The following is a 20,529-nucleotide window of genomic DNA, read 5'->3' as shown; positions in this document are numbered from 1 at the left end:
TTGGAAGGTGCTCTTGGAAAAGGTCTGCATGGGCGAACGAACGACCGGAGTGCCATGAACGTCATCATCGTAGCGAGTTTCCTGAAGGCGCCGCGCAAGCTGAACCTGCTCGACGTGCGCCTGATCGGCGGCGGCCTGGCCGCGCTCGCCCTGCTGGTGGGCAGCGGATTTGGCTTGGGCTGGGCCCTGCGCTCGAGCGAAACCCTCGCGCTGACCCAGCTCGAAGCCCTCAACGAAGAACTGACCGGGCAGCGCGATGCGATTGCGGCTGCGCGCACCCAGGCCGAAGAAGAGCTGAACGCGATGGCGGCGCGCCTCGGTCAGCTTCAAGCGCAGGCCAATCGCCTCAACGCGCTGGGCGAGCGTCTGACCCAGATCGGCCAGCTCGAGGACGGCGAGTTCGACTTCTCCGAACCGCCGGCGCTGGGTGGCCCCGAAGACATGGGCGCGGTCGCCAACCGCAGCAAGCAGGAACTGGTCGACTCGCTGGATCGCCTTGCCCAGCAGTTGGCCCAGCAAGGCGAACAGCTCGACGTGCTGGAAAGCCTGCTGCTTGATCGCGAGCTGGAGCAGGCCATGCTGCCGACCGGCAGCCCGGTGCGCTCGGGTTATGCCTCCTCCAACTACGGCACCCGCATCGATCCCTTTACTGGTCGCAGTCATTTCCATGCAGGCGTGGACTTCAATGGCCCTCGCGGTAGCGACATTCTCTCCGTGGCTGATGGCGTGGTGGTGTTTTCCGGCCGCCATCCCGGCTACGGCAACATGATCGACATCGACCACGGCAACGGCTACGTGACCCGCTACGCCCACAACCAGGAGAACCTGGTGAGCGAGGGGGATCGTGTCCGCGCCGGCGATCTGATCGCCAAGATGGGTTCGACCGGACGCTCGACCGGTTCGCACGTGCATATCGAAGTGATTCAGAACGGCCGCACCGTGAACCCGCATCCCTTCCTGCGGCAGGCGCGACAGGCGCCCGCGCGCGGTTGAGCGGTGCGTCTGCACGTGTATTCGATCCGGGCTTGATTCGCGCGAATTCACCCACAGGTTAGAATGCCGGGCGCTGCGGCGCCCGAGCGCCCGACAAGGCCGCTGCGAGGCGGCCTTTTTCGTTGGCGGCGTTGCAGCCCCTCCTTCCACCTTCAAGGCGGCCGCCGGCCGCGACCCGGAACTGCCCATGTTCAATGCTCTTCTGACCCGCATCTTCGGCAGCCGCAACGAGCGCCTGGTGCGGCAGTTCACCAAGTCGGTCGCGCGCATCAATGCGCTGGAACCCGCGATGCAGGCGCTCGACGATGCCGCCCTGCAGGGCAAGACCGTCGAGTTCCGCGAGCGCCTCGGCAAGGGCGAGACCGTCGATCAGCTGCTGCCGGAGGCTTTCGCGGTGATGCGCGAGGCCTCGCGACGCGTCCTCGGCATGCGCCACTACGACGTGCAGATGATCGGCGGCATGGTGCTCAATTCAGGCCGCATCGCCGAGATGCGCACCGGCGAGGGCAAGACCCTGATGGCGACCCTGCCGGTGTACCTCAACGCGCTTGAAGGCAAGGGCGTGCACGTGGTCACCGTCAACGACTACCTGGCCAAGCGCGACGCCGCTTGGATGGGCCGCGTCTACAACTGGCTGGGTCTGTCGGTGGGCGTGGTCTACCCGGGCATGCCGCACGGCGACAAGAAGGCCGCCTACGCCGCCGACATCACCTACGGCACCAACAACGAATACGGCTTCGACTACCTGCGCGACAACATGGCCCTGCGCCATGAGGACCGCTTCCAGCGCGGCCTGCACTACGCCATCGTCGACGAGGTCGACTCGATCCTGATCGACGAGGCGCGCACCCCGCTGATCATTTCCGGTCCGGCCGACGATTCCCCCGAGCTCTACATCCGCGTCAACAAGCTGGTGCCGAAGCTGGTGCGCCAGGCCGACGAGAAGGGCGAGGGCGACTACTGGGTCGACGAGAAGGGCAAGCAGGTGCACCTGTCGGAAGCCGGCATGGAGCACGCCGAGCAGCTGCTGCGCGAGGCCGGCATCCTCAAGAACGACGAGGACCTCTATGCCGCCCACAACCTCGCTGTGGTGCATCACCTGAACGCTGCCGTGCGCGCGCATGCGCTGTTCCAGCGCGACGTCGACTACATCGTGCGCGACGGCGAAGTCATCATCGTCGACGAGTTCACCGGGCGCACCCTGCCGGGCCGGCGCTGGTCCGACGGCCTGCATCAGGCGGTCGAGGCCAAGGAAGGCGTGCCGATCCAGCGCGAGAACCAGACGCTGGCCTCGATCACCTTCCAGAACTACTTCCGCATGTACAAGAAGCTGTCCGGCATGACCGGCACGGCCGACACGGAAGCCTACGAATTCCAGAGCATCTACGGCTTGGAGGTCACGGTCATCCCGACCCACCGGCCGATGATCCGCAAGGACATGCCGGATCTCGTCTTCCTCAAGAAGGAAGCGAAGTACAAGGCGATCAGCGAGGACATCAAGGCCTGCCACGAGCGTGGCCAGCCGGTGCTGGTCGGCACCACCTCGATCGAGACTTCCGAGCTGCTGTCGAACCTGCTGAAGAAGCAGAAGATCCCGCACGAGGTGCTGAACGCCAAGCAGCACGAGCGCGAGGCCCACATCGTCGCCCAGGCCGGCCGTCCGGGCGCCGTCACCATCGCCACCAACATGGCCGGCCGCGGTACCGACATCGTGCTCGGCGGCTCGCTGGAAGCCGAGCTGCAGGCACTCGGCGAAGCCGCCTCGGACGCCGATCGCGAGCGCGTGCGCGGCGAATGGCAGGCGCGCCACGAGCAGGTGCTCGAAGCCGGTGGCCTGCACATCATCGGAACCGAGCGCCACGAGAGCCGCCGTATCGACAACCAGCTGCGCGGCCGCTCCGGTCGCCAGGGTGACCCGGGCAGCTCGCGCTTCTATCTGTCGCTCGAAGACAACCTGATGCGCATCTTCGCCGCCGACTGGGTGCAGAAGGCGATGGCCTTCTTGGGCATGAAGGAAGACGACGCCATCGAGGACCGCCTGGTCAGCCGCCAGATCGAGAAGGCTCAGCGCAAGGTCGAGGCGCACAACTTCGACATCCGCAAGAACCTGCTCGACTTCGACGACGTCAACAACGACCAGCGCAAGGTCATCTACGAGCAGCGCAACGAGCTGCTTGAAGTGGAGGACGTCAAGGACACCGTCGCCAGCATCCGCGCCGACGTGTTCACCGAGGTCACCCAGCAGCACGTGCCGGCCAACTCGATCGATGCGCAGTGGGATATCGAAGGCCTGGAGAAGGTGCTCGCCGCGGACTTCGGCCTGCAGGTCGACCTGAAGAAGCTGGTCAGCGAACGCGAGGAGCTGACCGCCGAGGATGTCGCCCAGCACGTCGTCGAAGCCGCCGATGCGCTCTTCGCCGAGAAGGAGGCGCAGGTCGGGGCCGAACTGATGCGTGCGCTGGAGAAGCACGTGATGCTTACCGTGCTCGACGGCAGCTGGAAGGAGCATCTGGCGCGCATGGACTACCTGCGCCAGGGCATCCACCTGCGCGGCTACGCACAGAAGCAGCCCAAGCAGGAGTACAAGCGCGAGGCCTTCGAGCTGTTCTCCGAGATGCTGGAGAAGGTCAAGCGCGAAGTCACCACCATGCTGGCGCGCGTGCGCATCCGCAGCGACGACGAGATCGAGCGCCTGGAAGCCGAGGAGCGTCGTCGCGCCGAACTGGAAGCCAAGCGCATGCAGTTCCAGCACGAGAGCGCCGGCGGCTATGGCGCCGACGAGGAGGCCGCGCAGGTGCAGCAGGCGCAGGCGACTGCGCCGGTGCGAGTCGATCCCAAGGTCGGCCGCAACGATCCCTGCCCCTGCGGCTCTGGCAAAAAGTACAAGCACTGCCACGGCCAGCTGGCCTGAGCTCACACAACGGGGCCGCGCAAGCGGCCCCGTTGCTGTGTGGACTCCACTGATCCATCGCGCGTCCGATATGACCGAGATCCTGCCCACGCTGGGCGTCGCTGCCGGCCTGCTGTTCGATGCGGCCGGGCGGGTGCTGCTGGCGCAGCGGCCCGCGGGCCGCGAGGACGCAGGCCTGTGGGAGTTTCCCGGCGGCAAGCTCGAAGCGGGCGAGTCGGCGTTTGCGGCCCTCAAGCGCGAGCTGCTGGAAGAGCTGGGTGTCGATATCGCCTCCGGTCGGCCGCTGATCCGGGTGCCGCAGCGCCAGCCGCAGCGCCTGCTGTGGCTCGCGGCGATCTCGGTGGACGACTGGCGCGGCGAGCCGCGCGGTCTAGAGGGGCAGGCCCTGCGCTGGCTTGCCCCCGAGGCCATCGATCCGCACACGCTGCCGGCGGCGGATCGTCCGATCCTGGCCTGCCTGCGGCAGCCCGCGCAGTACTGGATCAGCCCGGAGAGCGTCGCTCAGCCGGCGGTGCTGGGGGCCTGGCTCGGCGCCGCCGAGGCGGCCGGCGCCAGACGCCTGCAGCTGCGCGTACCGGCGCTTGGCAGTGCGGCGCGAGCGGCGCTGGCGCGCCATGCCGCCGAGCGCGCGCAGGCGCTGGGCCTCGAACTGTTGCTGAACGCGCGCAGCCCAGCGGATCTCGAACTCGCCGACGCATTGGGCTGTGGCGCCCAGCTCAGCCGCACCCTGTTGATGCGCCTCGACCGGCGGCCGGCGCTGGCCTGCGTCGGCGCGTCCTGCCACGACCCGGTCTCACTGCGTCAGGCCGAGTCGCTGGGCTGCGACTTCGCCCTGCTCTCGCCGGTGCTGCCCACGCGCAGCCACCCCGACGCGCAGCCCCTCGGCTGGTCCGGCTTCAGCCGCCTGCGCGCCTGCACCTCGCTGCCTGTGTACGCGCTGGGCGGCGTCGGGCCCGGCGATCTTGCCGAGGCCCGCGCGGCCGGCGCGCAGGGCGTGGCGGGCATCCGCGGCTTCTTCGCGGGCGATGCGGCGTAGGCAGCGAACGCCACGGGGCGCAACTGCGCTCCCCATCGTCTTGGGCGGGGCCCAATGGCCGGCTGCCTCTTGGCAGGGGCCTGGTCTGGGAATACATCCCGCGTGAACGGGGAGCCTTGCGCGAGGCACCCTGCGGATGCGGAACGAAGATATTCCGTTCTGAGGGCGCTTTCCGGATTCAGGGCGGGGCCGGTACCCGATTCGCCGCCGGTGCCGGCCCCGCCGCGCCTCAGGCTCGACCGGGCAGACGGAAGTCGACCGGCACCCGCGCAATCGCCGCCACCGGCCGGCCATCGCGCTCGGCTGGCTTGAAGCGCAGGCGCTTCAGCGCGTAGTCGACGGCGGCGCGGTCGAGCACGCGGTGTCCGCTGGAGCGCTCGACTTCGACATGGGTGGGCACGCCCTCCGCGTCGACGTGGATGCGCAGCAGCACCAGGCCTTCCTGGCGGGCCCGCAGCGCTGGGCCCGGATAGATCGGGGCGCCGGGCGGGCGCGCGTAGGCGAGCTGGCTGACCTCATACGGTCCTTCGTCGGCGCCGGGCCCCGGCTCGTCATAGGCGCTGGGCAGCTCGCGTGTGGGCTCGATGGGTGGCGTGTAGACCGCCATCGGGTTCGGCTCGGGGATGTCCACCGGCGGCGGGGGCGCGACGGCCGCCAGCATCGGTCGCGGCGGTGGCGGCCTCTTTGGAGGTGGCGGCGGGGGCGGAGGCGGTGGGGGGGGTGGGGGCGGAGGTGGCGCATCGATCCAGACCAGAGGTTCTGAGGTAGCGCGTGCCTCGGCCTCTGCGGTCTCGATCGGTTTAGCGCCGACGAACAGCATCAGACCGGCGCCGACATGGAGACTCAGGGTGGCCGTCATGCCGAGGCAGCGCATGACCGAGAATCCCTGCAGTGATTTGGAATGGGCTGACATCGAACACGCTCCCCCTGGCAGCGGAAGGGCCAGGCGCAAGCCCTGTACGCTGCGACCGACCGAACGGGGTTACCGGCATGTGGGGGCTGATCGGCAACGGCTCCGATTGGGCTGAGCACAGGGCTTCGGGAGCAGCTGCCGCGCCAAGCCCGGTCTTCGGGCCGCGGCGTGCTGCCGGTATACTTCCGTGACCGCCGCCACGGCTTTCGCCGCGAGGCGTAGCCGTGTCCCTTCGCCTGCACGCCCGTCTGCGGTGTGTCCGCCCCGATTCCCCCACAGCGACCGGCCTTGGCCGAGTCGCCGCCAATGGAGCCGCTATGAGCATCGAACAGCTGGAAGACATCGCCCAGGCCATGGTGGCCCCGGGCAAGGGCATCATCGCCATCGACGAGTCCACCAACACCATCAAGAAGCGCTTCGAGGCCGTCGGCGTCGAGAACACCGAGGAGCACCGCCGCGCCTACCGCGAGATGCTTCTGACCACGCCGAACCTCTCGCAGCACATCTCCGGCGCGATCCTGTACGACGAAACCCTGCGCCAGGCGACGCGCAGCGGCGTGCCCTTCGCCGAGTACATGGCGAAGAACGGCATCCTGCCGGGCATCAAGGTCGACAAGGGCACCACGCCCCTGGCCGGTTTTCCGGGCGAGCTCGTCACCGAGGGCCTCGACGGCCTGCGTGATCGCTTGAAGGAATACGCGAAGCTCGGCGCCAAGTTCGCCAAGTGGCGTGCGGTGATCACCATCTCCGACGACACGCCCTCGGGCAGCTGCATCGAGGCCAACACCCACGCCCTGGCCCGCTATGCCGCGCTGTGCCAGGAGCAGGGCATCGTGCCGATGGTCGAGCCGGAGGTGCTGATGGACGGCGCCCACGACATCGAGACCTGCTACGAAGTCACCGAGGCGACCCTGCGTTCGCTGTTCGGCGCGCTCTACGAGCAGAACGTGCTGATCGAAGGCACCATCCTCAAGGCCAGCATGGTGCTGCCCGGCAAGGATTGCCCGGAGCAGGCCTCGGTCGAGGAAGTGGCGCTGGCCACCCTGCGCTGCCTGCGCGCATCGGTGCCGGCCAACCTGCCGGGCATCGTGTTCCTGTCCGGTGGCCAGAGCGACGAGGCCGCCACCCTGCACCTGAACGCGATGAACCAGCTCGGCCATCGTCCATGGCCGCTGTCCTTCAGCTACGGTCGCGCGATGCAGCAGGCCGCGCTGAAGATCTGGGCCCAGGACATGGCCGGCAACCTGGCGGCCGCGCAGAACACCGTGTTCGAGCGCGCCCGCGCCAACGGTCTCGCCGCCTTGGGTGAGTTCGAGGGCTGATCGCTCCTCCACCTGGGGCACCCGAAACGCCGGCCGACATGGCCGGCGTTTCGCGTTCTGGGGAGGTGAGACCACGCGGCCCGGTCCTGCGCTGTTGCAGTGCGGCAGACAAAGTCGACCGAGCTCGAAGGGGCGGGGCGATGACGGAAGCCGGCATTCGCGGCAGGCGCGGAGCTTGCAGGGAGCAGGCCAGGCGCCAATTCCGCCCAAGGAAATCCCCGATGAACGAGTCGATCGACCTGTCCGTCCTGCACCTGTTGCCGCAGCCCATGGCATGGATCGATGCCGACCTCGGCCTGCGTCTGTGCAACCCCGCAATGGCGGGCCTGCTCGGACTGGATCCCGCGAGCCCCGGCAGCGCCAACGGCCTGGGCTTGGCTCCCGAGCAGTTCCGCCAAGAGGCCGAGAATGTGCTGGTGCGGAGCCAGCGACTTCGGCTCTGGCCCTGGCAGCAGGGTTGGCTGCTGACCCAGGCGCCGGCCGCACCTGGCGATCTCTTGGCGATGGCGGCCTCGCAGCTGCAGGCCTGCGATCTCAGCCTGCCCTCGGTGCCGGCGGACTTGGCCGAGGACCCGCGTCTGGCCATGTTGAGGTCGGGCTTCGGCAACCTGTCCGAGGCGCTGCGGCAGGCCGTGCAGCTGGTCCGCGAGGTGGCCGCCGCGGTGCCGGCACTCAACCGCGGCAGTGCCGATGTGCGAGAAGCCTCCGGCCTGCAGGTCGACGAGATCGACCATGCCCAGGCCTCGGCCGAGGCCCTGGCCTCGGGATTGCGGCAGGCCGGCGAGGCGCTGACGGCGGTGCGCAGCATGGCCGACGAAGCCGCGCAGCTGGCCGGCAGCGGTTCGAGCACAGCCGAATCCTTCCACCAGACCATGAAGGCGGTCGAGGAAAGCACCCGCCGCGCCGACTCGATCATCGAGATGATCGACAGCGTCGCCCTGCAGACCAACATCCTGTCGATCAATGCCGGCATCGAGGCCGCCCGCGCCGGCGACGCGGGGCGCGGCTTTGCGGTGGTGGCGCGCGAGATCCGCGCGCTGTCCGAGCGGACCGCCGGGGCCGCGCGCGATGTGCGCGGCACCCTGGACGGCATCCATTCGCGGATGGGCGACGGCCTGCGGCAGGCCGGCGAGACGCGCGCCGTGCTGGATCGCGCCATCACCCTGATGCAGCGCGCCGGCCAGGCGATGCGCGACAGCGGCGCCCGCGTGGGTGAGCAGATCGAGGCCGTTGCCGGCCTGCAGTCCGTGCTCGGCGATGTCGCCGGCCACGCCCGCGACAACCTGAGTTCGGTCGAATCCATGCTGGCCCGCAGCGGCGACATGGCCACCGGCATCGGTACTCTGGAGGACTGCGTCGGCCTGTTCCGGCTGAGCCCGGACCCACTGGCCGAACCGCGCCATGCCCGCGCCCTGCAGCTTGCGCGATCGGGCGCCGAGCAGGTCGGGCACGTGCTGGAGTCGGCGCTGGCGGCGCGCCGCCTGCGCGAGGACGCGCTGTTCTCTCGCGAGTACACGCCCATCCCCCGCACCGAGCCACAGAAGCACTCGACCGCCTTCGACGCGCTCTGCGACGAGCTGCTGCCGCCGCTGCAGGAGCCCCTGGTGAGCGCCGAGGCCTGGGTGGTCTACGCCATCACCGCCAACCGCGATGGCTACGTCCCGACTCACAACGACCGCTACTGCCAGCCGTTGACCGGCGATCCCAAGCACGATCTGGTGCACAACCGGACCAAGCGCATCTTCGGCGATCGCGTCGGCCGCACCGTCGGTGCCCATACCGACCCTTTCCGCCTGCAGGTCTATCGCCGCGACACCGGCCAGATCATGTTCGATCTGTCGGTGCCGATCCGGGTCAAGGGGCGCCACTGGGGCGGCTTCCGCGTTGGCTATTCGCTGCTCTGAGCGACACCCTGCTCCGATCGGCGCCGCTACGGCGGGGCGCCGGGGCAGCGGAAATCGCGCCAGCCCCTCGAAGCCCTGCCCTCCAGCCGCCCGAGCAACGAGGGTGCGCGCCCTTCCATTCGCCAGTCGTAGATCAGGCTGAACGCCATGACTCGGGCGACGTACTCGCGGGTCTCCTGGAAAGGAATCGTTTCCAGCCACAGCAGCGGGTCGTCCAGCAGGGGTGCCACGGGCGGGCGCGCCGCCAGCCAGCGCGCCACCGCGGCCGGGCCGGCGTTGTAGGCGGCCGTGGCCAGCCCCGGTTTGCCCGCATGGGCATCGAGCATCTGCCGCAGGTAGGCGGTACCCAAGGCGATGTTCAGATCTGCCTGATGCAGCGACTGCGGGCCGCTGAAGCCGAGGCCCTGGCGCCGCGCCGTGTCGCGTCCCGTGGCTGGCAGCAGCTGCATCAGTCCGCGGGCGTCCGCCGCTGAGCGCGCCGCCGTCATCCAACTGCTTTCGGCGCGGATCAGGCCGGCCACCCAAGCAACTTGCAGGCCGTGGCGGCGCGCTTCCCGTCGCAGTGTGGTGGCGTGCGGCCGGGGGAAACGCTCGCGGTAGTAGCGCATGCCCTCACCGCTGCCCAGGGTCTGGGAGGCGCGGTCGTACCAGCCATGTCGCAGGGCTGCAGCCACCGCCAGCGCCTGCTGGTCGGGCGGCAGATCGGCCATCGCGTGCTGCCACTGTCGATGCGCCCAGCCGGGGCGACCGAGCGCATGCAGATCCAGCGCATCCCGCACGCCGGCGCGCTCAAGTGCGCGCAGTGCGGACCGCCCGCTGGCGGCGGGCAGGGGGCACAGCGGGTAGTCGAGGCCGGCCAGCTCTGCAGCCAGGAAACCGTGGAAGTTCGCCTCGGTGGCGGCCTCGCTGAGCCTGACCTGTGCGGCCGCGTTGTCGCCGCGCGCGGCCAACAGCCGGGCTTCGATCAGCCGCCAGCGTGCCTGCTCGCGCAGTGCCGCCGGCATCGCCGCCAGCGCGGCCAGCGCGGCCGCACCATCGCGCCGCGCGATCGCCTCGCGCACCCGCCACTCGTGCAGGCGATCGTCGAAGGCCTCGGCGGGCACGCGGGCGAAGCGGTTGTCGGCCTCCGGCAGATAGCTGGCGGCACTCCACAGCGCGATCGCGTGGCGGAGGCGGGCGACCCGATCCCCCTCGAGAGTCAGCGGCGCTGCCAGTGCGTCGAGCAGGGATTCCGCAGCCGCAGGATCACGCCGCGCCAGGGCGCTGAGCCCGGCCTCGACCGCGGCGCGCGTGCGCGGGGTCGAGGACGCGGCCGGGATCAGCCCGGCCGCGGGTGACTCGATGAAGCGCGCCTCCGCTTCGATCCGGCCGCGCAGGTCAGGTGCCAGCGAGGCTGCGAGATGGCGCATCAGTCCGGCGTTGCCGAGCGTCGCGGCCGCCTCGATCCGGCGCAGCTGGCGTGCGGCATCCAGCCGGCCGATGCGGCGCAGGGCCTCGATCGCCGGGTCGCAGGCCGCCGGCAGGCTGTCGCCCCGATCCCACAGGCTCAGGGCGTCGTCCACCACCGTTGCGTCGTCGCCCTGGGCGAAGCGCGCGGTCAGCGCGTGGCAGCGCAACTCCGGATCGTCGCCATCGCCCGGACCGAGCCCGATGCGCTGGAAGCCCGACCAGTCCCGGCGCTTGGCCAGATCCAGCAGCACCGCCCGGCGCAGGACCGCGCCGACCGGCGCCTCGCCGTGACGGTCGAGGAAATCGATGGCCTCGGGGATGTGCAGATGCACGTCGCGCCCACGCAGGTGCTGTTGTTCGACCCACGGCCACAGAGGATCCCCGCCAAGCCGCCGGGCCAGGGCGAGGAACTCGCGGTCATTGGTTTTGGGCGCATCCGCGAGCGCCCGTCGTAGTTCGGACAACCGCTCCGCATCGCTGGCAGGCAGCGTTTGCGCGCGCGCCGGCAGAGCCGCCGAGAGGGCGAGCAGGCAGGGCAGGGCGATGAGCAGGCGCTTCAACATTCCGTGTCGTCGATGGCAGGGTGGGATGGGCCTGTCGCGGGCGGCAGGCATGGGAGAATCCGACACCGCGTGGCGTCAGCCCTCAAGCGCGCCACGCACACGCCCACGATCTGAGTCAGCCAAGTGCGGGCTCGCCGCCGATTCTTCCACAGCCCTTCCGGCCCTGCCGTCGCGATTGGATGTCTCCTGATGACCCTCTGGCTGATCTACCCCGCATTGGGAGCCTTGGCCGGCCTCTTGGCAGGCCTGCTCGGCGTCGGCGGTGGCCTGGTGATCGTCGCCGCCCTGGCTTGGCTGCTGCCCCTGCAGGGGGTTCCCGCAGACCAGGTCATGCACGTGGCGCTGGCCACCTCGCTGGCCAGCATCGTACTGACCGGGCTGTCCTCGGCGCGGGCGCATGCGCGCCGCGGCAGCGTGCTCTGGCCCAGCGTCTGGACCCTCGTGCCCGGACTGGTGCTGGGCGGCGTGCTCGGTGCCATGCTGGCCAGCAGACTCGACAGCGACACCCTGCGCTGGTGCGTGGCCGGGTTCTGTCTCCTGGCCGGCAGCCAGCTCGCCTTTGGCTCGCCGCGCGCCGCGCGCGAGCGCAGCGATGCACCGCGCTCACCGGCACTGGCCGCGGCCGGGCTGGGCATCGGCGGGCTGTCGGCGGTGGTCGGTATCGGTGGCGGCAGCATGACCGTGCCCCTGCTGGTCTGGCTTGGCGTGCCGCCGGTACGCGCTGTCGGCACCTCCAGCGCCTGCGGCGTTGCCATCGCGCTCGCCAGCGCCATCAGCTACGCCGGGCTGGCGCCCCCGGCCCCCGGTCTGACCGGCTCCATCGGCTACGTCTACCTGCCGGCTGCCTTGGGTATCGCGCTCGCTTCGGTGACGATGGCACCGCTCGGCACCCGACTCGCGCATCGCCTCAGTGGCCCGGCCTTGAAGCGGGTGTTCGCCGGTTTCCTGTATCTCGTGGGCCTGAGTCTCCTCGTCCGGTGAGCGGAACGCCGCTGGCCGAACCATGCCTTTCTAAAGCGGACCCGTCGGCTGAAGTCTTGTCAGTCAGCTGGCCGCCCGGTCAAACTCCACGCGCTGCCGGCCTCGGGGGAGCCGGCAGACTACCGATCCGCGCCCAAGGGCGCCCTTTGCATGAGGGGAACCATGAATACCATCCGTCACCGCCTGTCGGCGGCGATCCGCTGCGCCTTGCCTGTCCTGCTGTTGCCCGCGCTCGTCGTGGCGCAGGATGAGCCGCGTGAACTCGACCGTGTCGAGGTCACGGGATCGCGCATCAAGAAGGCCGAGATCGAAGGCCAGTCGCCGATCCAGGTGATCACGCGCGAGCAGATCCAGCGCACGGGTCTCACCGCCGTCGCCGACCTGCTGCAGCAGATGACCGCCGGCGGTTCCTCGCTCAACACCAAGTTCAACTCAAGCGGCAACTTCGGCTTTCCGCCGGACGGCAGCGGCGTGGGTGCGGGTGCGGCCACGGTCGACCTCCGTCACCTCGGCGCGCAGCGCGTGCTGGTGCTGGTGGATGGCGTGCGCTGGGTGAACGAATCCTCGGCCTCGGGCGTGGGCTCGGCCACCGACCTCAACACCATCCCAGTCGGCATCATCGAGCGCATCGAGATCCTCGAAGACGGCGCCTCCTCGATCTACGGCTCGGACGCCATCGCCGGCGTGGTCAACATCATCACCCGCCGCGAAATCGATGGTGCCCAGGTGTCCATCCAGTACGGCGGCTATGGCGGTGATCGCGGCGAGACCAGCTCGATCGATGCCAGCCTCGGCGGCAGCGGCGAGCGCCATGCCTTCTTCCTCGGCGTCTCGCGCACCGAGCAGAAGCAGATCGCCTCCTCGACCTACGATTTCTCGGGCGTGCCGCGTCCGGGCACGGGCCTGACCTTCGGCAGCTCGGCGACGCCGAACGGCCGCTTCATCTTCACCGACCCGAATACCGGGCAGACGGTCAGCCTGACCACCCCGAACGGCCAGTCCTTCCCGAACAATCCGAGCTACCCGCAGGACTTCATCCCCTTCACCACGGCGAACCGCTTCAACTTCGCCGAGTACAACCTGATCCTCACCCCGAGCACCCGCAAGTCGGTGTTCTCGCAGGGCCGGATCGAGCTGGGCGAGTCCACCACCGCGTATGTGCGCGCCCTGTTCAATCGCCGCGAGTCGGCCAACCAGGCCGCGCCCGAGCCGATCTTCCTGGGCCCCGATGCCGGCACCGGCAACCCCTATGCGGATGACATCCGCATCTCCGCCAGCAACCCCTTCAACCCCTTCGGCTTCGACCTGATCTCCAGCGGTCCCGGTGCCAACCTGATCCTGATCGGTCGGCGTCCGGTCGAGGGCGGGCCGCGTCGCTTCGAGCAGGTGGTCGACACCTGGTACTTCGGCACCGGCCTCGAGGGCAGCTGGGACCTCGGCAGCCGCAGCCTGCTGTGGGACCTGAACTACGCGCGCAGCAGCAACCAGGCCGAGCAGACCAACTTCGGCAGCTACAACATTCGTCGCATCGCTCAAGGCCTCGGCCCGCTGGCCGCCTGCCAGGCCGATCCGCAGTGCGTGCCGCTCAACATCTTCGGCGGCCCGGGCACGCTCACCCGCGAGATGCTGGACTACATCCAGCCGGTGGTCCGCGATTCCAGCGAGAACAACATCGAGCTGATCTCGGGCAACCTGACCGGTGACCTGTTCAGCCTGCCCGCCGGCGCGCTGTCTTTCGCGACGGGCTTCGAGCACCGCCGCCTCGACGGCTTCTACCGCCCGGATGCACTGACCGTCGCCGGCGAGTACAACGGCGTGCCCTCGCGCCCGACCTCGGGCGAGTACGACGTCACCGAGTACTACGTCGAGTTCAACGCGCCGATCTACGAGGCCGGCAGCTCGCGCCTCGACCTGAGCGTCGCCGGTCGCTACTCGGACTACTCCACCTTCGGCGGCGAGACCACCGGTAAGCTCGGCTTGCGCTGGCAGCTCAACGAGCAGTTCCTGCTGCGCGGCACCTTCGCCGAAGGCTTCCGCGCGCCCTCGATCGGTGAGCTGTTCGGTTCGGCCAGCCGCTTCGACGCCCAGCTGGACGACCCCTGCCTGATCAGCCTGTCGGGCGCGCCGCCCACTGCCAACTGCGCGGCCTTCGGCGTGCCTGCTGGCGCCCAGCAGGCCAACTCGCAGATCTCGGTCACCACCGGCGGCAACGCCGAGCTGCAGCCGGAGATGGTCGACAGCACTTCGGCCGGCTTCGTCTGGAGCCCGGGCTTCGCCGAGAACAGCGGCTGGTCGCAGCGCCTCGACATCGAGTTCGCCTGGTACAAGCACGAACTGGAAGGCGGCATCCAGGCCATCGACGCGCAGACCCAGCTGAACCTGTGCGTGGCCGGCGGCCCGTCCTCGCCCTTCTGCCAGGGCATCACGCGTGCGTCGACCGGCGGCATCAACGGCTTCGACAACCGCCTGCAGAATCTCGGCAGCATCGAGACCAGCGGCTTCGACCTCGACATCGGCTGGACCCTGCCGGAAACCGGCCTCGGCCAGTTCCGCGTCGATTGGCAGAACACCTTCGTTGACGATTACGAGGCCCGCGGCGCCAACGGCGTGCAGCAGCCGCGCCGGGTGGGTATCGAAGTCAACAACAGCACCATCCCCGAGTGGACCTCGAACCTGGCGCTCGACTGGACCTACGGCGACTTCAGCGCGCGCTGGACGACCCGCTTCATCGACCGGGTGACCGAGGACTGCGGCGACGCCCGTACCTTCGCGGTCTGCCGCAACCCGGCACCGAACGCCAACCCGCTGGGTTCGACCACGTATCACGACCTGCAGCTGGGCTGGCAGGCGCCGATGCTGGAAGGCACCCAGTTCACCCTCGGCGTGAACAACCTGTTCGAGAAGCAGGCGCCGCTGTGCCTGTCCTGCTCGCTGAACGGCTACGACGCCTCGACCTACGATTTGCCGGAGCGCTTCATCTACGGCAAGATCGACGTGCGCTTCTGAGCACGGGTGCGATCCGAGGCTGAAACGCATGAGCCCCGCTTCGCGCGGGGCTCATGCTTTCTCGGGATTCGGGATTCGGGATTCGGTATAGCGAGAGCTCCAGTGCGCACATGCGGATTGCCGCTACAGCGCCACGGGAACCTCGATCTCGGCCGCGACCGGCAGATGGTCCGCGGGCGCGCCCTCCAGCAGCCAACGGCGCTGCACGCGGATGCCTTCACTGACCAGGATGTGGTCGATCGCGCGCTTGGGGCGCCAGCTGGGGAAGCTGGGCAGCAGACGATCCGGTGGCAGCAGTCGGGTGCGGCGATACAGGGCCTGCATCTCGGCGGCCAGCGGCTCGCAGTTGAAGTCGCCCATCAGGAGCGCGCGCGGCGCGTTCTCGATGAGTTCGGCGATGAAGCTGAGCTGGGCCAGCCGCGACTTCACGCCCAGTGAGAGATGCGCCACCACCACCACCAGCTGCCCGCTGCCTTGCCCGTAGCGCGCCAGCAGGGCGCCGCGGCCGGGAATGCGGCCGGGCAGGGGATGGTCGATCACTTCCTGTGGTTCCAGGCGGCTCAGCAGCGCGTTGGCGCTGGTGGCGATGCCGCCCATGCGCCGGTTCGGCTGGTGGCTCCAGAACGGAAAACGCCCGCGCTCGGCGAGGTAGTGGGTCTGGTTGACGAATCCCGAGCGCAGCGAGCCGGGGTCGGTCTCCTGCAGGCCCACCAGGTCGAAGCCGCGGGCCATGCCGGCCAGCGCATCCAGGTTGCCGCGCTTGTCGCGATGCGGCAGCACATGGGTCCAGGGCCGCGACACGTAGTCCATGTAGCGGTCGGTGCGCGCGCCGGCCTGGATGTTCGCGCTCAGCACCGAAAGCTTGGTGGAGGCCGGGGCCGGAGACGCAGCGGCCCCGGGCGCGGGCGCGACCGGGGCCGAGGGTGGACGCTTGGACATCTTGGTGGCTGCGGGCGGGCGATCAGCCGCCCTTGGCGGCGGCCAGCTCCTGCGCCACAAGGGCGTCGACGATTTCGAGCATGCGCTGGAAGCCGCCCTCACGCGGGGACATCACGCGGTACTTGCCGTTGACGATCATCGACGGCGTGCCCTCGACGCCGTAGCGCTGCACGGTCTGCTGGGCGCGGGCGATCTTCGCGTTGACCGCAAAGCTCTGCATGCTGGCCAGGAAGTCCTCGCGGGTCACGCCGTAGGCGGTGTACAGGTCGGCGACGTCCTCGATGCTCTGGATCGGCTTGCGGTCGGTGTGGATGGCCTTGAAGACCGCGTCATGCGACTGCTCGAGGATGCCCATGGTTTCGGCGGCGTAGTAGGCGCGGGCGTAGATCTCCCAGGCACCGCCGAACACGGCCGGCATGTAGCTGAACTGCACGTGCTCGGGCAGGGCCTTCTTCCACACGTTGACCACGGGCTGGAAGGTGGCGCAGTGCACGCAGCTGTAGCCGAACACTTCCACGACCTCGATCTTGCCCGGCGCGGCGCTCGTCGGCACCGGCGGATTGATCAGCACGTAATCGGTGCCGGCGACAGGAGCCGCGGCGGTGGCGGGTGCCTGCGCCGAACAGGCGGTGGCGGCGAGCAGGGCAGCGGCAGCGAACAGGCGCATCAGCATGGAGGGTCTCCAGATAGGTGAAGGCCCGCCGAGGGTAGGCGGGCCTGTCTGAACATCAGGTCACGGCTCGCAGGCGCGCGGGCCGGGCCTGCGACCGCGGGCGGCGTGCGAGGGTTCCCGCACTTACTCCGCCTGGTGCAGGCCTTCAATGTAGGTGGCGAGCGCCTGGATCTCTTCGTCGGTCAGGTAGCGCGCCACGCCGGCCATCACCGCATTGGCGTTGGCGTCACGGCCGTGCACCGTGCCGTCGCGGAAAAGGTTCAGCTGGGCGGCGGTGTAGGTTGCGTGCTGGCCGCCGAGGTTCGGATAGGCCGGGCCCGGATTGCCCTTGCCGGCCGGGCCGTGGCAGGCCGCGCAGGCCGGGATGCCGCGCTCCAGATCGCCACCGCGGTACAGCTTCTCGCCGACCTCGTAGAACTTCTTGCCTTCGTTCGGGCCGCTGGCGATCACGCTCTCGTCGGCGAGACCCGCGCGCACCTTCTGGGTGGCGAAGTAGGCGCCGATGTCCCGCATGTCCTGCGGGGACAGACCGGCCGCGAAACCGAGCATGATCGCGTTGTTGCGCTCGCCGCTCTTGTAGAGGGCCAGATGGCGGGCGATGTAGCGCTCGTGCTGGCCGGCCAGCTTCGGATACTGCGGATCGGCAGAATTGCCGTCCATGCCATGGCAGGCGGCGCAGACTGCAGCTTTGCCTTGGCCCGTGGCGGCATCGCCCGGCACGGCTTTGGCGCTGTCATCGGCCAGGGTGGCGACCTCGGCGGGCGCCTGTTCCGGCGCGGCGGTCACCTCCGCGGCGTTCTGGGCGAGGACGGAAGAGGCGGCCAGCAGGCCCGCCAGCCCAAGGAAGCGGCGAAAACTCATACACTTGCTCCGAACTGGAATGCTGTCTCGACCGCTGGCACCACCGTAGGCTACGGCAGGCGCGGGAATCGCGGGATTATTCCAGCCCGCCCATGACGGGTCAACGAAGCCGCATCGCGCGCCGCCCCGTCCGCCTTGGATCCTCCATGTCAGAGCCGAACCCGTTCCGCGCCGCCAGCTACCTGCTGAGCGTGCATACCCCGCGCCAGCTGCCGGCCGACGAAGCCGTCGAAGTGGCGATTGCCGGCCGCTCCAATGCCGGAAAATCCAGCGCGATCAACCGCATCTGTGACCAGGGCGCGCTGGCGCGGACCAGCAAGACGCCCGGCCGCACCCAGCAGCTGGTGTATTTCCAGCTGGCGCCCGCGCGCTTCCTGGTCGACCTGCCAGGCTACGGCTTTGCCAAGGTGCCGCCGGAGCTGCGCGAGCACTGGCGCGGCCTGATCGAGGGCTATTTCCAGAATCGCCGCTCGCTGGCGGGCCTGGTGGTGGTGATGGACATCCGCCATCCGCTGCGTGATTTCGACCGCCAGATGCTCGGCTTCGGCGAAGCCCGCGGCCTGCCTTGCCACGTCCTGCTGACCAAGGCGGACAAGCTCGGCCGCGGCGCCCAGGCGCAGACCCTGCGCGAAGTCCGCGCCGAACTGGGCGAGGGCCAGAGCGCGCAGCTGTTCTCGGCGCAGACCGGGCTGGGTGTGGATGAGGCGCGTGCGCGGCTCGCCGACTGGCTGCAGCTCGGCGCGACGGGCGGATGAGCGCGGCGGATCCGGCGCTGCGCGCGCGCCTGCAGCAGCTGATGGGGGCTGGCCAGATGCGGCAGGCCCTGGACCTGCTCGATGTTCTGCCCCTGCAGCAGCAGGATGCCGAACTCGCCTACCTGCATGCGGTGGCGGCCGCGCGCTGCGGGCAGCATGGCCGCGCCGAGGCGGCGCTCGCCCACTGTCTCGCGCTCTCGCCGCAGCACCCGGGTGGGCATTTCCAGCGCGCGGCCTTGGCTCTCGCGGCAGGCGATCTCGAGCGCGCGCGCCAGGGCTTCGCGGCGGCAACCCGTTCGGCGCCGGCTTGGGCCGAGGCCTGGTACAACCTGGCGGTGGTCGAGGCCACCCGGGGTGCCTTTGCCGAGGCCGAGCAGTGCTATCGGGCCGCCCTGCGCGCCAATCCGCGGCTGGCGCCGGCAGCCAACAACCTGGCCAACCTGCTCTGCGAGCGCGGTGCGCAGGACGAGGCCGTGGCGCTCATGCAGTCCGCGCTGGCCGCCGCGCCCGAGTTCGCGATCGGCTGGTGCACGCTCGGGCGCAGCCTGTTCCGCGCGCGTCGACTCGGTCCGGCGATCGAGGCCCTGCGCCGCTCGCTGGCGCTCGACGCCGGCCAGGACGCGGCCTGGGAGAATCTCGGCGAGGCCCTGCAGTTGAATGGGCAGACGGCCGAGGCCGCCGAGGCCTTCGCGCAGGCCCTGGCGCTCAATCCCGACTCGCCGAGCCTCGCCTTCAAGCTCGATACCCTGCGCGGTGCGCAGCCGACGCGCCCGCCGGATGCCTTCGTCAGCGGCCTGTTCGATGGCATGGCCGCCGAGTTCGACCAGTGGCTGGTGGAGCGCCTGGGCTATCGCCTGCCGGAGCAGCTCGGCCGCTACCTGCCGAGCGCTACAGGTCTGAACGTGCTCGATCTCGGCTGCGGCACCGGGCTGGCGGCGCCGGCCCTGCGGCCGCTGGCGCTACGCCTGGAAGGCGCCGACCTGTCCGCGAAGATGCTGGAGAAGGCGGCAGCGCGCGGGCTCTACGATGCCCTGCATGAGGAATCGCTGCAGAGTCTGCTGGCGCGCCAGCCGCAGGCCTGGGACCTGCTGCTGGCTGCCGATGTGTTCGTCTACGTGGGTGCGCTGGACGAAGTGTTCGCGCTGGCCGCGGCCGCGCTGCGCAGCGGCGGCTGCCTGCTGTTCTCGGTCGAATTGCTCGACGAGGCGGATGCTGCCGGCGTCCGCCTGCAGCCCAGCGGCCGCTACGCGCACTCGACCCCCTACCTGCACGCACTGGCCGCGACCCACGGCTTCGAGGTCGAGCTGGACGCACCGATCGACCTGCGCCGCGAGCGCGAGGCCATGCTGCCCGGGCGGGTGCTGCGCCTGCGGCGGCGCTGAGCGCCGGGCCCGGCGCTCAGAACAGCTCGATGTCGTCGCCCTTGTTCTTCATCTTCTCCATGAACTCGGCCAGCGCCTGCTGGACGGTCTTGCCGTGCAGCAGCACGGCTTCGAACATCTCCACTTCCTCAGGCATCGAGTAGCGGGCGCGGATCTTCTCCTGCAGAGCCAGCCACTCGTCGGGGGTGGTGGCCCGCTGTTCGTCGCTGACCACCTCGGCCAGCCACTCCAAGCCATGGCTGACGTGGCTCAGGCGCTGCACCAGGCGGTCGTAGAACTGGAAGGCGATGATCGACTGGTGGACCATGCCGGTGACCTGGGCGGCCGCGCCGGACATCCGACGCTTGATCTCGCCCAGTTCGCCCTCGTCGGGCAGGCGTGCGGCATCCTCGGCGATGGTGCCCATGTGCCTCGCCATCACCGTGAAGGTGTCGGTCAGCACCTGCACCGAACTGTCGCTGTCGCGCATGGCGCCTTCGATCTGGCCGACCGCGAGCTCCATCATCAGCACCGTCTCGCGCATCTTGTCCCAGTTCGGATCCGGGATCCGCACGCGGGTGCCTCGGGGCTCGGCGGTGTCGCTCATGTCTGGGCTCCTGTGGGGGCGGGCGCTTGCGGCCCGTCTGCGGTCGATGGGGTTCGAGAGCCTCAAGCAAGTCCCGTACCGTGGAACTGCGACGGTCCGGGCGGGCGCCGCCCGCGCAGGCGCGCGGCATGTCGTTTGCAGCATCCGGCGCGCAGTTTGTGCTGCCTCATGCCCGGATATCGATCCTTTGGCCGTTGCCGCCCCTACGCCAGCCACCCCATCGTCGCGTGAGCGGCGCGCGCGCACGCTCGCGGC

At 69.7% G+C, this 20,529-nt stretch carries 15 protein-coding genes; 9 read left to right on the top strand and 6 right to left on the bottom strand.

Going from position 1 to position 20,529, the window contains the following annotated elements; translation table 11 throughout:
• Nucleotides 1-54: 54 nt before the first annotated feature.
• The 3 genes from BLP83_RS14070 (at nucleotide 55) to BLP83_RS14060 (ending at nucleotide 4,940) form a co-directional block, all read left to right on the top strand.
• The gene (locus BLP83_RS14070) at nucleotides 55-993 is read left to right on the top strand and encodes a M23 family metallopeptidase (RefSeq protein WP_091244066.1); all 939 of its coding nucleotides are present in this window, start codon (nucleotides 55-57) and stop codon (nucleotides 991-993) included.
• A gap of 187 nt (nucleotides 994-1,180) precedes the next feature.
• Nucleotides 1,181-3,904 carry a preprotein translocase subunit SecA gene (secA, locus tag BLP83_RS14065; protein ID WP_091244063.1) on the top strand — a complete coding sequence of 908 codons (2,724 nt, stop codon included), beginning with the start codon at nucleotides 1,181-1,183 and terminating at the stop codon, nucleotides 3,902-3,904.
• A gap of 70 nt (nucleotides 3,905-3,974) precedes the next feature.
• A complete protein-coding gene (locus tag BLP83_RS14060) occupies nucleotides 3,975-4,940 on the top strand; it encodes a Nudix family hydrolase (RefSeq protein ID WP_091244060.1) in 966 nt (321 codons plus the stop codon).
• Between the two features lie 229 nt (nucleotides 4,941-5,169).
• Here the strand turns inward: BLP83_RS14060 and BLP83_RS14055 are convergent, their stop codons facing one another.
• On the bottom strand, nucleotides 5,170-5,601 hold the full coding sequence (locus tag BLP83_RS14055) for an energy transducer TonB (RefSeq protein ID WP_176764209.1): 432 nt from the start codon (nucleotides 5,599-5,601) through the stop codon (nucleotides 5,170-5,172).
• Between the two features lie 569 nt (nucleotides 5,602-6,170).
• On the opposite strand from BLP83_RS14055, the gene BLP83_RS14050 reads away from it, so the two are divergent.
• A complete protein-coding gene (locus BLP83_RS14050; RefSeq protein ID WP_091244058.1) occupies nucleotides 6,171-7,175 on the top strand; it encodes a class I fructose-bisphosphate aldolase in 1,005 nt (334 codons plus the stop codon).
• 221 nt (nucleotides 7,176-7,396) lie between these two features.
• Complete coding sequence (locus BLP83_RS14045) at nucleotides 7,397-9,079, top strand: methyl-accepting chemotaxis protein (RefSeq protein WP_143006692.1); 1,683 nt, start codon at nucleotides 7,397-7,399, stop codon at nucleotides 9,077-9,079.
• Between the two features lie 26 nt (nucleotides 9,080-9,105).
• On the opposite strand, the gene BLP83_RS14040 is transcribed toward BLP83_RS14045, so the two are convergent.
• Nucleotides 9,106-11,091: a transglycosylase SLT domain-containing protein gene (locus BLP83_RS14040; protein WP_143006691.1), complete on the bottom strand. Its 1,986-nt coding sequence runs from the start codon at nucleotides 11,089-11,091 to the stop codon at nucleotides 9,106-9,108.
• A gap of 189 nt (nucleotides 11,092-11,280) precedes the next feature.
• Between BLP83_RS14040 and BLP83_RS14035 the strand changes: the two genes are divergently transcribed.
• Nucleotides 11,281-12,072: a sulfite exporter TauE/SafE family protein gene (locus BLP83_RS14035; protein ID WP_091244052.1), complete on the top strand. Its 792-nt coding sequence runs from the start codon at nucleotides 11,281-11,283 to the stop codon at nucleotides 12,070-12,072.
• A 162-nt stretch (nucleotides 12,073-12,234) separates the two neighbouring features.
• Nucleotides 12,235-15,078 (top strand): TonB-dependent receptor domain-containing protein, encoded by a 2,844-nt coding sequence (locus BLP83_RS14030; protein WP_091244050.1) that lies wholly within the window; start codon nucleotides 12,235-12,237, stop codon nucleotides 15,076-15,078.
• A gap of 123 nt (nucleotides 15,079-15,201) precedes the next feature.
• Here the strand turns inward: BLP83_RS14030 and BLP83_RS14025 are convergent, their stop codons facing one another.
• From BLP83_RS14025 to BLP83_RS14015, 3 genes are all read right to left on the bottom strand, one after another.
• Nucleotides 15,202-15,933 (bottom strand): endonuclease/exonuclease/phosphatase family protein, encoded by a 732-nt coding sequence (locus tag BLP83_RS14025; protein WP_176764208.1) that lies wholly within the window; start codon nucleotides 15,931-15,933, stop codon nucleotides 15,202-15,204.
• Between the two features lie 106 nt (nucleotides 15,934-16,039).
• On the bottom strand, nucleotides 16,040-16,690 hold the full coding sequence (locus BLP83_RS14020) for a thiol:disulfide interchange protein DsbA/DsbL (RefSeq protein WP_091244046.1): 651 nt from the start codon (nucleotides 16,688-16,690) through the stop codon (nucleotides 16,040-16,042).
• A gap of 123 nt (nucleotides 16,691-16,813) precedes the next feature.
• Nucleotides 16,814-17,551 (bottom strand): c-type cytochrome, encoded by a 738-nt coding sequence (locus tag BLP83_RS14015; protein ID WP_091244042.1) that lies wholly within the window; start codon nucleotides 17,549-17,551, stop codon nucleotides 16,814-16,816.
• A gap of 146 nt (nucleotides 17,552-17,697) precedes the next feature.
• Here BLP83_RS14015 and yihA point away from each other — a divergent pair, with 146 nt between their 5' ends.
• On the top strand, nucleotides 17,698-18,306 hold the full coding sequence (yihA, locus tag BLP83_RS14010) for a ribosome biogenesis GTP-binding protein YihA/YsxC (protein ID WP_091244039.1): 609 nt from the start codon (nucleotides 17,698-17,700) through the stop codon (nucleotides 18,304-18,306).
• Nucleotides 18,303-19,688 (top strand): tetratricopeptide repeat protein, encoded by a 1,386-nt coding sequence (locus BLP83_RS14005; RefSeq protein ID WP_091244037.1) that lies wholly within the window; start codon nucleotides 18,303-18,305, stop codon nucleotides 19,686-19,688. Before yihA ends, BLP83_RS14005 begins: the two co-directional genes overlap by 4 nt.
• Before the next feature lie 16 nt (nucleotides 19,689-19,704).
• On the opposite strand, the gene BLP83_RS18750 is transcribed toward BLP83_RS14005, so the two are convergent.
• A complete protein-coding gene (locus tag BLP83_RS18750; protein ID WP_091244034.1) occupies nucleotides 19,705-20,274 on the bottom strand; it encodes a hypothetical protein in 570 nt (189 codons plus the stop codon).
• Between the last annotated feature and the right edge of the window lie 255 nt (nucleotides 20,275-20,529).

This window comes from Aquimonas voraii, from assembly GCF_900101825.1.
GTDB classification, from domain to species: Bacteria; Pseudomonadota; Gammaproteobacteria; order Xanthomonadales; family Xanthomonadaceae; genus Aquimonas; species Aquimonas voraii.
Note: the sequence above shows the minus strand (reverse complement) of the source record. Positions and strands in the feature narration are given on the sequence as shown.